The 12,495-nt window shown below is 68.4% G+C and carries 11 protein-coding genes and 1 tRNA gene; 3 read left to right on the top strand and 9 right to left on the bottom strand.

What is annotated here, in order from left to right:
• Positions 1–112 precede the first annotated feature (112 nt).
• Positions 113–778: a heme exporter protein CcmB gene (ccmB, locus tag ACYQ6W_RS04395; RefSeq protein WP_459673800.1), complete on the bottom strand. Its 666-nt coding sequence runs from the start codon at positions 776–778 to the stop codon at positions 113–115.
• Complete coding sequence (gene ccmA, locus ACYQ6W_RS04390; protein WP_459673799.1) at positions 775–1,368, bottom strand: heme ABC exporter ATP-binding protein CcmA; 594 nt, start codon at positions 1,366–1,368, stop codon at positions 775–777. Before ccmA ends, ccmB begins: the two co-directional genes overlap by 4 nt.
• Positions 1,369–1,594: 226 nt before the next feature.
• On the opposite strand from ccmA, the gene acnA reads away from it, so the two are divergent.
• Both acnA and ACYQ6W_RS04380 read left to right on the top strand, forming a co-directional pair.
• Positions 1,595–4,288, top strand: coding sequence for an aconitate hydratase AcnA (acnA, locus tag ACYQ6W_RS04385; RefSeq protein WP_459673798.1), 2,694 nt, complete (start codon positions 1,595–1,597; stop codon positions 4,286–4,288).
• Positions 4,289–4,416: 128 nt separating this feature from the next.
• Entirely contained in the window at positions 4,417–6,510 is a 2,094-nt protein-coding gene (locus tag ACYQ6W_RS04380) for an FUSC family protein (protein ID WP_459673797.1), read from the top strand.
• A gap of 6 nt (positions 6,511–6,516) precedes the next feature.
• Here ACYQ6W_RS04380 and ACYQ6W_RS04375 read toward each other — a convergent pair whose 3' ends face one another.
• From ACYQ6W_RS04375 to ACYQ6W_RS04365, 3 genes are read right to left on the bottom strand one after another with little or no spacing between them, the layout of a single operon-like run.
• Positions 6,517–6,744, bottom strand: a complete 228-nt coding sequence (locus ACYQ6W_RS04375; protein ID WP_459673795.1) for a Trm112 family protein — start codon at positions 6,742–6,744, stop codon at positions 6,517–6,519.
• 13 nt (positions 6,745–6,757) lie between these two features.
• A complete protein-coding gene (locus ACYQ6W_RS04370) occupies positions 6,758–7,441 on the bottom strand; it encodes an LON peptidase substrate-binding domain-containing protein (protein WP_459673794.1) in 684 nt (227 codons plus the stop codon).
• Between the two features lie 2 nt (positions 7,442–7,443).
• Complete coding sequence (locus ACYQ6W_RS04365) at positions 7,444–8,376, bottom strand: tetratricopeptide repeat protein (RefSeq protein WP_459673792.1); 933 nt, start codon at positions 8,374–8,376, stop codon at positions 7,444–7,446.
• Between the two features lie 214 nt (positions 8,377–8,590).
• On the opposite strand from ACYQ6W_RS04365, the gene ACYQ6W_RS04360 reads away from it, so the two are divergent.
• A tRNA-Gly gene (locus tag ACYQ6W_RS04360) sits at positions 8,591–8,665 on the top strand.
• A 134-nt stretch (positions 8,666–8,799) separates the two neighbouring features.
• Here the strand turns inward: ACYQ6W_RS04360 and ccmI are convergent.
• From ccmI to ACYQ6W_RS04340, 4 genes are read right to left on the bottom strand one after another with little or no spacing between them, the layout of a single operon-like run.
• On the bottom strand, positions 8,800–9,426 hold the full coding sequence (ccmI, locus tag ACYQ6W_RS04355; RefSeq protein WP_459673791.1) for a c-type cytochrome biogenesis protein CcmI: 627 nt from the start codon (positions 9,424–9,426) through the stop codon (positions 8,800–8,802).
• Complete coding sequence (locus ACYQ6W_RS04350) at positions 9,423–9,899, bottom strand: cytochrome c-type biogenesis protein (protein WP_459673790.1); 477 nt, start codon at positions 9,897–9,899, stop codon at positions 9,423–9,425. The genes ccmI and ACYQ6W_RS04350 overlap by 4 nt, the downstream gene beginning before the upstream one ends.
• Complete coding sequence (locus ACYQ6W_RS04345; RefSeq protein ID WP_459673789.1) at positions 9,896–10,492, bottom strand: DsbE family thiol:disulfide interchange protein; 597 nt, start codon at positions 10,490–10,492, stop codon at positions 9,896–9,898. Before ACYQ6W_RS04345 ends, ACYQ6W_RS04350 begins: the two co-directional genes overlap by 4 nt.
• A complete protein-coding gene (locus tag ACYQ6W_RS04340) occupies positions 10,489–12,474 on the bottom strand; it encodes a heme lyase CcmF/NrfE family subunit (protein ID WP_459673788.1) in 1,986 nt (661 codons plus the stop codon). The genes ACYQ6W_RS04345 and ACYQ6W_RS04340 overlap by 4 nt, the downstream gene beginning before the upstream one ends.
• Positions 12,475–12,495: the final 21 nt, after the last annotated feature.

The following is a 12,495-nucleotide window of genomic DNA, read 5'->3' as shown; positions in this document are numbered from 1 at the left end:
CTGGCTGGCCTCTGTCTGGCTTCGCCTGGAAACCCCCGCCTCGTGCGGGGGTTTTTCTTTACCTGAAACCCATCACATAAACATATGTTTATGTGATGGGCGTGCCAGCCGCCTATTCCGCGGCGGCGCGGGCGGCAGCACCGGCCGCGAGCGGGCAGAGCGGCAGGCAGAGGCAGAGGTAGGCGCCGAGCAGCAGCAGCGCCGGGCGCGCGGCAATCCCGGTCGCCGCGGCCCCGGCGGCGGCCGTGCCGAAAATCAGCACCGGCATGGCGAGTGGCAGAACGAGCAGTGGCAGCAGCACGCCGCCACGCCGCGCCCCGATGACGAGCGCCGCGCCCACCGTCCCGAGAAGCGAGAGCAGCATGGTGCCGGGCAGCAGGCTTGCCAGCAGCAGCCAGACCCGTCCGGGCTCCATGCGCAGCATGATGGCGGCCGGCCCTGCCACCACCAGCAACGGCAGACCGGTCGCCAGCCAATGCGCCACCGTCTTCACGAAAGCGACCAGCGCGGCCGGCACCCCCTGGAGCAGAAGCAGGTCGAGCGAGCCGTCCTCGAAATCCGCGCCGAAGAGCCGGTCGAGCGGCAGGAGAGAGGCGAGGAGCGCTGCGATCCAGATCGCCCCCGGGGCCAGCCGGGAGAGCAGTTGCGCCTCCGGCCCGAGACCCAGCGGAAACAGCGACACGGCGAGCAAGAAGAAGAGGAGGACTGCGACGGTATCTGCCGCATGGCGGAAACTGAGGCGCAGTTCACGCCGCAGCAGGGCGAGCATCGGCGTCATGACAGAGCCAGCCGCCCGGCGCCCGCGAGCGGCAGATCGAGATGCGTCGCTGCGACCACGAGGCCGCCCGCCGCGCGATGCTCTGCGAGCAACGCGCCGAGACGGGCGATGGAGGCCCTATCCAGGGCCGTCGTCGGCTCGTCCAGCAGCCAGAGCGGGGCCTCGGCGAGGAGAAGACGGGCGATTGCGACGCGGTGCCGCTGCCCCGCCGAGAGCATGCGGCCAGGCACCTCGGCGAAATCGCCGAGCCCGACCGCCTCGAGCGCCGCGCCGCGGGCCGCAGCACCGCCCCTGCCCCAGGATTCGAGATTCTCCATGACCGAGAGGCCGGGTTTGACGGCGTCCTGATGGCCTAGCCAGCCGATGCGTCGGCCATGGGCGACCCGGTCCTCGAAGGCCTCGGCCCCCTGCCACAGCAGCGTGCCCGCGGCCATCGGCACGAAGCCCGCCAGCAGGCGCAGAAGGGTCGTCTTGCCAGCGCCGTTCTCCCCTTCCAGGATCAGAGCCTCGCCGGGTTGCAGCGCGAAGGACATCCCCTCGAACACCAGCCGGGTACCCCGGAAGGCCGCGAGATCCCTGGCTTCCAGCATCGTCACCCTTCCCCTCCGGCCATCGGCCTCGCCTTTTGGGAAGCAGGATAGGGGGTCGGCGGAAGGCGGGGAAGCGCCCTGCCCGGAGCGCGCTTCGCCCCCGCAGCAAACACGGCCTTTCCATGCGTGAGCGGCGTGGACCCCGGCGGGTGGGTATGGTTTAAGCCGCTGTAGGATTCTTGGCGCCTCCCGCGCGGGAGGGCTCCTCCTATAGGGACACAGCAGCATGAAAATGAGCGGGCAGGACAGTCTCGGGACCAAACGGACCCTCGACGTCGGCGGCAAGACGTATAGCTACTTCTCCATCCCGGAGGCGGAGAAGACCCTCGGCGATCTGTCCCGCCTGCCGGTCAGCCTGAAGGTTCTGCTGGAAAACATCCTGCGCTTCGAGGACGGTCGCTCCTACAAGGTGGATGACGCGAAGGCGATGGCCGAATGGCTTGCCGCCGGCTCCTCCACCAAGGAAGTGCCCTTCCGCCCCGCCCGCATCCTGATGCAGGACTTTACGGGCGTGCCGGCCGTGGTCGATCTCGCCGCCATGCGCGACGGCATCGTCAAGCTCGGCGGCAACCCCGACAAGGTGAACCCCCTCATCCCGGTCGACCTCGTCATCGACCACTCCGTCCAGGTCGACGTCAGCGGCACGGCCGACAGCCTCGAGAAGAACGTCGACATCGAGTTCGAGCGCAATGGCGAACGCTACACCTTCCTGCGCTGGGGCCAGGGCTCCTTCAACAATTTCGGCGTCGTGCCCCCGGGCACCGGCATCTGTCACCAGGTGAACCTGGAATACATCGCGCAGAACGCCTGGACGGCGGACGCCGACGGCGAAACCCTCGTCTACCCCGACACGCTTTTCGGCACCGACAGCCACACGACCATGGTGAACGGCCTCGGCGTGCTCGGCTGGGGCGTGGGCGGCATCGAGGCTGAAGCCGCGATGCTCGGCCAGCCCATCGCCATGCTGATCCCTGACGTCATCGGCTTCCGCATCACCGGCAAGCTGAAGGAAGGCGTGACCGCGACCGACCTCGTGCTGACCGTGACGCAGATGCTGCGTAAGAAGGGCGTGGTCGGCAAGTTCGTCGAATTCTTCGGCACCGGCCTCGACCACCTGCCGCTCGCCGATCGCGCGACCATCGCCAACATGGCCCCCGAATATGGCGCGACCTGCGGCTTCTTCCCGCTCGACAAGCTGGCGCTCGACTACATGCGTCTGACCGGCCGCAGCGAACAGGCGATCGCGCTTGCCGAAGCCTACACCAAGGCCCAGGGGCTGTGGCGCGACACGACGACGCCGGACCCGGTCTTCACCGACACGCTGGAACTCGATCTCTCCACCGTCGAACCCTCCATCGCCGGCCCGAAGCGCCCGCAGGACCGCGTGGCCCTGAAAGACGCCTCTTCCGCCTTCAAGACCGAACTCACCAAAGGCCTCGGCGTTCCGGCGAACGACGTCGACGTGCATGCCAAGGTGGGTGAGCGCAACTACACCATCACCCATGGCGACGTGGTGATCGCGGCCATCACCAGCTGCACCAACACCTCCAACCCCTATGTGCTGGTGGCGGCCGGACTCGTCGCGCGCAAGGCGCGCGCCCTTGGGCTGAGCCCCCGCCCCTGGGTGAAGACCTCGCTCGCTCCCGGCTCCCAGGTGGTGACTGAATACCTCGAAAAGTCCGGCCTGCAGGCCGATCTCGATGCGCTGGGCTTCCAGACCGTCGGCTACGGCTGCACCACCTGCATCGGCAATTCCGGCCCGCTGGACGACGACATCGTGGAGACCATCGAGAGCAACAAGCTCGTCGCCGTCTCGGTGCTGTCGGGCAACCGCAACTTCGAAGGCCGCGTGCATCCGAACGTGCGCGCGAACTACCTGGCGAGCCCGCCGCTCGTCGTGGCTTACGCGCTGCTCGGGACGATGAACGAGGACATCACCACCTCGGCGCTGGGTTCCACGCCGGACGGCAAGCCCGTCTACCTCAAGGACATCTGGCCGACCGCCGAGGAAATCAATTCGATCGTCGGCGGTACGCTGAGCCGCGAGATGTTCCAGTCGCGCTATTCCGACGTCTTCAAGGGCCCCCGCCAGTGGCAGGAGATCGAGGTCGAGAGCGGCAGCAAGACCTACGCCTGGAACGACAGCTCCACCTATGTGCGCAACCCGCCCTATTTCGAAGGCATGGAGGCGACGCCGAAGCCGATCTCGGACGTGCGGGGCGCAAAAATCCTGGCGGTGCTCGGCGACAGCATCACCACCGACCACATCAGCCCCGCCGGCAGCATCAAGAAGAGCTCCCCGGCTGGCGAATATCTGCTGCAGTACCAAGTGCAGCAGAAGGACTTCAACAGCTACGGCGCCCGCCGCGGCAACCATGAAGTGATGATGCGCGGCACCTTCGCCAATATCCGCATCAAGAACGAGATGGCTCCGGGCACCGAGGGCGGGGTGACGACCCACTACCCCTCGGGCAAGGTCATGCCGATCTACGATGCCGCCATGCTCTACAAAGCAGAGGGCACGCCGCTGGTCGTTTTCGGTGGCAAGGAATACGGCACCGGCTCTTCGCGCGACTGGGCGGCCAAGGGCACCATGCTGCTCGGCGTCAAGGCCGTGATCACCGAGAGCTTCGAGCGCATCCATCGCTCCAACCTCGTCGGCATGGGCGTGCTGCCGCTCACCTTCAAAGATGGGATGGACCGCAAGTCCCTGCAGATCACCGGGCAGGAAACCCTGGACATCCTGGGCCTGGAAGAGCTGCGCCCGCGCATGGACCTGACGCTCGTCATCCATCGCCCGAACGGCCAGACCGACGAGGTGAAGCTGCTCTGCCGCGTCGATACGCTGGACGAAGTCGCCTACTACCAGCATGGCGGCATCCTGCATTACGTGCTGCGCGAGATGGCCAAGGCTGCCTGACCCTAGGCCGCTGATCGACTTCGTGAAGGGCCGCGCGGTTCGCCGCGCGGCCCTTTGCGTGTACCAAGGCCGGCGCCGCCCTGCCCTGCCTCATAAAAGCCGCGACCTCCCCCGACCCTGGCTCTGCCGTGACCGCGCTGAACCGCTCCTCCTTCGCCCTCGACTTCACGGGTTTCAGCGTGCAGGAGGGCCTGCGCGCCGGCCTGTCCGTCGCCGCCCTCGTGGTGCTGCACGCCTTCCTGCATTTCCCGCTGCTGCTGATGACGGCGCTCGGCGCCTTGCTCACCTGCCTCGCCGACGCCGGCACGCCGGGCGAGGAGCGGTTGCCGCCGCTCTTCGCCTTCACCGCCTTCGGCTTCGCCATCGGCATCGTCTTCGGCTGGGCGCGGGCGCAAGGCCTCTGGATCGCCGTGCCGCTGGCCGGCCTCGCCATCTTCTGCGCGAGCTTCGCCCGCATCTACGGCCCATCCGGCATGCAGGTCGGCAATTTGCTGTCGGTCTGGATCGTGCTTGCGGTCGATCTGCCGGAGCCGAGCCTGCGCCAGGCGCTCGTCGCCGGCGGCATGTTCGCCGCCGGCTGCCTTTGGGCCATCGTGCTCACCAGCCTGGTCTGGCGCATTCAGACGACGGCGCCGTTCCGCCACGCCATTGGGGACTGCTACCGCGCGCTCGCCGCCATGACCCAGGACATGCGCGAAATCCTGGCGAGCCCACTGGATGACCGGGCGCGCGCCGCACGCTGGGAAGAAAATGCCCGCGTCTTCCGCGGCAACGGGCGAATCGCGATCGAGACCGCCCGCGACCAGATCCTTGCCCTGGCCCGTGCCCAAGGGAACAACACGCCGCGCGTCGCCCGAGCCTGGCTGCGGCTCGAGGCCGCGGACCAGGCCTTCGCCGCCTTGAGCGGCCTCGCCGACATCCTGGAAGCGGGCCATGTGCGCAATCGCCTGACCGCCTTGCGCCTGCTCCGCCACCTGCGCAACGAAATGCGCAGCCTCGCGCATAGCATCGACGAGGATGTGCCGCCGGACATTCCCCGCATGACCCGCAGCCTGGACACGATGCGCGGCTATGTCGCTGGCCTCAGCGACTACGACCCGGTGCGCAAGCTGGTGGAGACGATCACCGAGCGTCTCTCCGTCGTGGTGACGCTCGCATCGCCGGACAATCTGCGGCCGGGGGCGCTGCCGGGCGGCCGCCCCGCCTTGGGCTGGGAAGAGCGGCTTGTCAGCCCAATCCGGGCCAATCTGACACGCCATTCCGCCCATCTGCGCCATGCCGGCATGGCGGGGATCGCGGCTGCGCTTTGCCTCTCCTACACCCTGCGCCACGAGCACGAATACGAACGCTGGCTGACCATCACGCTGCTGATGACCATGCAGCCGCATTTCAGCCTGACGTGGCAGCGCATGCTGGAGCGCATCGGCGGCACCGTGCTGGGCGGCTTGATCGCGGCCGGCCTCGGCCTGCTGCTGCACACGCCGTTGACGGTCAGCCTCGGCATGTTTCCGCTCGCCGTCATCGCCTTCATGCTCCGCAAGGTCAGTTTCGGCCTGTTCCTGGCCGCGCTGACGCCGATGATCGTGCTGCTGGTGGAATCGGGGACGCCCGGGGCATCGGAGGTCGAGATCGCGATGCTGCGCGCCCTCTACACCGTGATCGGCGGCGTGCTGGCGCTGCTCTGCAGCCTCGCCCTCTGGCCCGGTCGACAGCCGCAGCGTGCGGTGGTGGAGGTGCAGGACGCGATCGGCGCCCATGCGCGGATGGCGGAGACGGTGCTTGCCGAGCTGCTGGGCGAGGCCGATGCCGCCCAATCGGACGCCGCGCGCCGCCAAGCGGGGCTTGCCAGCAATACCCTGGAATCCGCGCTGAGCCGCAGCATGCTGGAGCCGCGGCTGGTGGCGGGACGCCACCTCAATGCGGCGCTGACGATCGATGCGGCGCTGCGGCGGATATCCGGCCGTCTGACCGTGATGCGGGTGACATGGGCGGCCGAGGACACGCCTGCCGTCTCCCCCGCGACGCTGCGACTCTGGCGCAGTTGGATCGCGCAATGTTGCGAGATGCTGCTCGGCTATCCGCCGGGCAGCCACCTGCCCATCGCCCTACCGCCCCGGCCGCCCATCGGGGCCGGGCCGGAGGAGCCGATGGCCGATGCGCTGATCCGCATCAGCCGGCAGATCGAGCTGATCGCCGGCGCCATTCCGAAGCTGGAAGGCTGAGCGGGCTCAGCTCTCCAAGGCGCGCGCCTCCTCGGGCAGCATGATCGGGATGCCGCCGCGGATCGGATAGGCGAGGCCTGCGGCCCGGCTGATCAGCTCGTTCTTCTCCCGGTCATAGACCAAGGGCTGCTTGCTGAGCGGGCAGACCAGGATTTCGAGCAGCCGCGGATCCACGGGCTGCGGGATGGGCGCGGCCTGTGCTGCCGCATCTTCGATAGTCAAGCGTTCGTTCATGCGGATCTTTCCTTCAACTGAGGCGGGGCGCGCCATCGCCCTCCGCCTCCGGACCGTGCAGCCCGAAAGTCAGCAACTGCAGCAGGATGACCCCGCGCCGGGGCACGGTCTCGGCCTCGAGCAAAGCCTGCTTTTCGGAGGGGCTGAAGGGACAGATCATGCAGAGCGCGGTGACCAGTGCCTCGTCATCCAGGGCGGCGATCGCGTCCCAGTCCGCGCTCAGTCCCTGCCGGTCGAAATAGCCGCGCAAGGCCGAGAGCAGCGGCTCCCGGTCGAGCGCCCAGGGTTCGGTGGGGGGCTGCAGATCCTCCTGGAACGGGGCGTAATCAACCTGCAGACGGCGGAAGCCGCGCTGCATCTCCAGCTCTTCCACCACACGGAAACGAATGAGACCAAGGAGGGAGATTACCAGCCGGCCGTCCTCCGTCTCGGCGAAGGAGGTGATCCGCCCGAGACAGCCGACGCTGAACAGACCCGGCCCCTGCGGACCCTCCGGCCGTCGCGCATCCGGCTGGATCATGCCGAAGAGACGCCCTTCGGCCATGGCCGTTTCGACCATGGCGAGGTAGCGCGGCTCGAAGATGTTGAGGGGAAGGCGGCCGCCCGGCAGCAGCAGTGCGCCCGGCAGCGGGAAGACCGCGATCGCCGTCTGCAATTCGGCAAAGGCGGGGTGGAAGGGACGCAGGCCGGATGCCATCGTCAGCTGAACAGCAGCGCGGAGAGACGGCGCCGTGCGGTGATGGTCACCGGATCTTCCAAACCCCAGGCCTCGAAGAATTTCAGCAGTTGCAGCCGAGCCGCATCGCCGTTCCAGCCGCGTTCGCGCTTCATGATGTCGAGGAGAGCGGCGGCCGCCTCCTCGCGCCGGTCCGTGGCGTTGTAGGCCGTCGCCAGTTCGTAGCGCGCGGCCAGATCGTCCGGATTGGCGGCGAGCTTGGCTTCGAGCTCCGCCAGATGGCCGCGTGCCGCCGCCCCTTCGCGGGCAAGGGCCAAGGCGCTGCGGGCACCTGAGACCTCGGCGTGCTCCGCGATCTTGGGCGGCACTTCGCCGAGCAGCGCCTCCGCCTCCTCCAGCCGGCCGGCGGCCAGGAAGCAGCGGATGAGCCCGCCCCAGGCTTCCGGCTTCTCGGGCTCTTCCTGCAGCATGGCCTGGAACAGTTCGGCCGCGCCCTCAATGTCTCCTTCCTCCTGCGCCGCACGGGCGGCCGCCAGGAGATCGGCCGCCGGCATGGTGCCGCCGGCCATCTTCAGCAGCGCCTCGACGAAGCGGCGGACCTCGCTCTCGGGCAGGGCGCCCTGGAAGAGATCCGCAATCTGCCCCTGCCAGAAGGCGGCGACCGTCGGCACGGATTGCAGCGGCAGGCCGAGCTGGCTGAGCTGGGCGACGAGGGCGCGGTTGGCATCGACGTCGATCTTGACGAGGCGAACGCGGCCGCCTGCTGCCGTCACCACCTTCTCGAGCGCGGGGGTGAGGGTTTTGCAGGGGCCACACCAGGTGGCCCAGAAATCGACGATCACGGGCAGCGTGCGCGACGCCTCGATCACGTCCTGCATGAAGGTCGCCTGGCTGCCGTCGATGATGGCGGGAGCGGCGGCACCGGGGGCCGGGGACTGGCCGAATGTCAGGTCCATAGGTGGAGCGTCCGTCTCTGAATGCTGGTTCACATGATCATACTGCCATCCGGCGCAAGCCCAAACCTCTGCCCGCACGGCCGGGCGGCATCGCGCCTGCCGCAAGGCGGATCGGAAAACGGTGATTCGCGCTAGAGGGGCGAATGCATGGCGGCATGGCCGGACACCCCTTGCAATCACTTCGTAACCCGCATAGAAACCGCCTCAACGGAGCGCGGGCGTAGCTCAGGGGTAGAGCACAACCTTGCCAAGGTTGGGGTCGAGGGTTCGAATCCCTTCGCCCGCTCCAATTTCCTACAAGGAAATCAGACGGTCTGGAACGGTCCTTCGGGGCCGTTTTTGTTGTTGGTCGAGTGCGCGCTGCCGCCCGCAGATGATGCGCGTGGCGCAGTAGACGCCTCGAGGGGAGGCAGGCCGCTCAGCCTACGGGGCGGACGGAGACTGCCCTGCCGCGGTCGCATCGGCTTGCGCCTTCAACGCCGCGAGTTGCGGATCGGAGCGGATGGCAAGCGCCTTGGCCCAGGCCGCAGAGGCGGCGACCGGATCCCCCATGCTGGCCGCGAGATTGCCGAGCAGCACGAAGCCCTGGCGCGCCTGTTCGCCATGCGGATCGAGCGTCGCGAGCTTCGCCTCCAGCATGGCGCGCATCGCCTGCGCCTGCTGCATCTGCGCCTCGGCCGCCGCGATGCGCGGTGCGAGCGGGGCGGCCGGCATCTCGGGCGTCGCCCCCGGCAGATAGAGGGCCAAACCCGCCAGCGGCAAAATTACCACGAGCGCGGGCAGCAGCCAGCCGATCCGGCCCGGCCGCGGCAGCGCCTCCTCCGCCATCTCGGCCATGGCGAGCAGCCGGCGCTCGATCTCCAGCCGCGCCTGGGCGAATTCCGCCGCACCGATGCGGCCGCGATCGGCCTCCTGGGCCAATTCCCCGAGCTGCGCACGATAGAGACCGAGCGCGGCCTCCCGCCTGCCGCGCAGACGGGTGCGCGTCTGCGCCACCAGGAAGGGGGTCATGACCGCCAGCGACAGCAGCAAGAAGCCTATCCAGATCATGGGCGTAACAACCGTTCGAGGTGAGCGCGCTCCGTCTCGGTCAGCGGCATGGGCCCCTGCTGGGGCCGGCGCTTGCGCTGCCACAGGGCGAAGAAGGCGACGCCGAGACCGAGTAGCAGGGCGAGGACCGGCGTCGCCCACAGCAGGGCGGTCATGGCGTCGAAGGGGGGCTTGAGCAGGATGAAGTCCCCATAGCGTTGCACCATGTAATCGATGATCTGCCGATCGGACCGGCCCGCCACCACCTGCTGGCGGATGAGGGTGCGGATGTCGCGCGCGAGGTCGGCGTCGCTCGCCTCGATGCTCTCGTTCTGACAGACGAGGCAGCGCAGCTGCTCGCCGATGGCTTCGGCCCGCGCTTCTTGTACCGGATTGGCGAGCAATTCCTGCGGATCGCTCACCGCGCGCGCGGCGCCCAGCGCCAGCAGGAGACCTAGCAACAAGGTCGCAAAGGAGAGCGCGCCGCGCGTCATGATGCCGTCCTCTCCGCCCGCTGCAGCAGCGGCACGAGATCGCGCCGGACCACGGCATCGGTGAGCGCGCCTGCATAGCGCCAGCGGACGATGCCGCCGGCATCGATGAAATAGGTCTCGGGCACCCCGTACACGCCCCAGTTGATCGCGACCAAGCCGGGCCTGTCCACAGCCACGCGGGCGTAGGGATTGCCATGCTGGGCGAGGAAGGCACGGGTCGATGCGGGCGCATCCTTGTAGGCGATGCCCCAGACAGGCAGCCCCTGGCGCGCAACTTCGGCAAGCACGGCCGCTTCCTGCGCACAGGGCGCGCACCAGGAGGCGAAGAAGTTGACCAGCATCGGCCGGCCCGGCGCCTGCAGCTCGGCACTGGTGAATCCCCCGCCTGCGAGACCCGGCAGGGTGAACGCCGGCACCTTCCGTCCGATGAGCTGGCTCGGCAGGCTGTGCGGGTCGAACTCGCCTTTCTGCATGCGGGCCAGCATCATCGCCCAGCCACCGCCCGCTGCCGCCAACACGGCGAGCGGCGAGCCCAGCAGAAGGCGCCGGCCCAGGAGAGAGGGACGCGGCAGGCTGTGCGGCACATCGCTCATTCGGCAGCCACCACGGCATCCGCGCGGGGGGCGCGACGGCGCAAGCGCACCGGCGCACCGATCCGCAACCGCCGGTCGGAGAGCGACAGCGCGCCACCCGCCGCCATGATCATCGCCCCGAACCAGATCCAAGGTGCCAGAGGATTGACGTGGATGCGCAGCACCACCCCGCCGTCCCGCTCATCGCCCATGGCGACATAGAGGTCGCGCAGGCCGTTCGTCTGGATGGAGACGTCGGTCGTCGTTTGCTGCTGCACGGGAAAGGCGCGCTTGGCGGGATGCATGGTGGCGATCAGCGCACCGGTCTTTGGATCCGTCACCTGCAAGGTCGCCACTCGCGCCATGAAATTGGGCCCGGGCACGTCGCTGAGCGATAGCAGCGTCCAGTCATAGCCGCCACTCTTCACCGTCTGCCCCGGGTGGACGAGCTGGATCGTATGCGTCGCGAGCGTCATGCCGACCATGCCGGCGACCGTGACGCCGAGCCCGGCATGGCCGATGGCCGCACCGTAGCTTGCGCGCGGCAGCAAGCGCAGGCGGGACCAGCTGACGCCGAGCGGCACCCGGAAGAGGCGGCTGCGCTCGACCAGTTCGGCGGCGGCGGAGAGCACCATCCAGAGCGCGAAACCGAAGCCCACGGCGGCGACGCCGCCCAGGCCGTGGAAGGTGATCGCGGTCAGGACGAAGGCGATCAACACCGCCCACCACAGGCGGATCAGCGCGGGTGCGAGCGCCGCACGCTTCCAGGAGAGCACGGGCCCCAAGCCCATCGCCGCCATCACCGGCACCGCCAGAGGAATGGCGGTGCTGTTGAAGAAGGGTGCGCCGACGCTGATCTGCTGACCGAAGAGCAGTTGGACGAAGGGCGGATACATCGTCCCCGCCAGCACCACCGCCATGATCGAACACAGCAGGATGTTGTTGAGCACGAGCGCACCTTCACGCGAGATCGGGGAGAAGAGGCCCGCCGGCACGAGGATCGGCGCGCGCAGCGCAAAGAGCAACAGCGAGCCGCCGATGACGAGGCCGAGCAAAGCGAGGATGAAGATGCCGCGCGTCGGGTCGGTCGCGAAGGCATGCACCGAGTTGAGCAAGCCCGATCGCACCAGGAAGGTGCCGGAGAGGCTTAGCGAAAAGGTGATGATGGCGAGCAAGACGGACCAGATCTTCAGCGCCTCGCGCTTCTCCACCACGATCGCAGAATGCAGCAGCGCGGTGCCGGTGAGCCAGGGCAGCAGCGAGGCGTTCTCGACCGGGTCCCAGAACCAGTAGCCGCCCCAGCCCAGTTCGTAATAGCTCCACCAGGAACCGAGCGCGATGCCGGCGGTGAGGAAGCACCAGGCAGCGAGCGTCCAGGGCCGCACCCAGCGGCCCCAGGCGGCATCGACGCGGCCTTCGAGCAGAGAGGCGACGGCGAAGGCAAAGGCGATCGAGAAGCCGACATAGCCGGCGTAGAGAATGGGAGGATGGAAGGCGAGGCCCGGGTCCTGCAGCAGCGGGTTGACGCCCTGCCCGTCCGCGGGCGGCGGCCAGACACGGTTGAACGGGTTGGAGGCGGTGAGCGTGAAGAGCAGGAAGCCGCAGGCGACCGCGCCCAGCACGCCGATCACCCGGGCGCGGAGCGCGGAGGGCAATCCACGGCCGAAGACGGCGATGGCGGCGCCGCACAGCGCCAGGATGAAGCACCACAGCAGGATCGAGCCTTCGTGGTTCCCCCAGGTGCCGGTGATCTTGTAGATCAGCGGTGTGAGCGCGCTGGAATATTCGGCGACGTTCATCACCGAGAAGTCGGAGACGACGCCGCTCCAGATCAACGCCAGGAAGGAAAAGCCGACGGCGATGAATTGGCCGAGTGCGAGCGCCGGGGCCGCCGCGATCAGCCGCGCATCCTGCCGATGCGCGCCCCAGATGGAGAGCGCCGCCTGAGCCGCCGCGATGACGCAGGCGAGCGCGATGGCGAAATGGCCGAGTTCCGGAATCATGCGCCTCTTCCCTCCCCGCCC

This window comes from Acidisoma sp. 7E03 (assembly GCF_054665075.1).
Note: the sequence above shows the minus strand (reverse complement) of the source record. Positions and strands in the feature narration are given on the sequence as shown.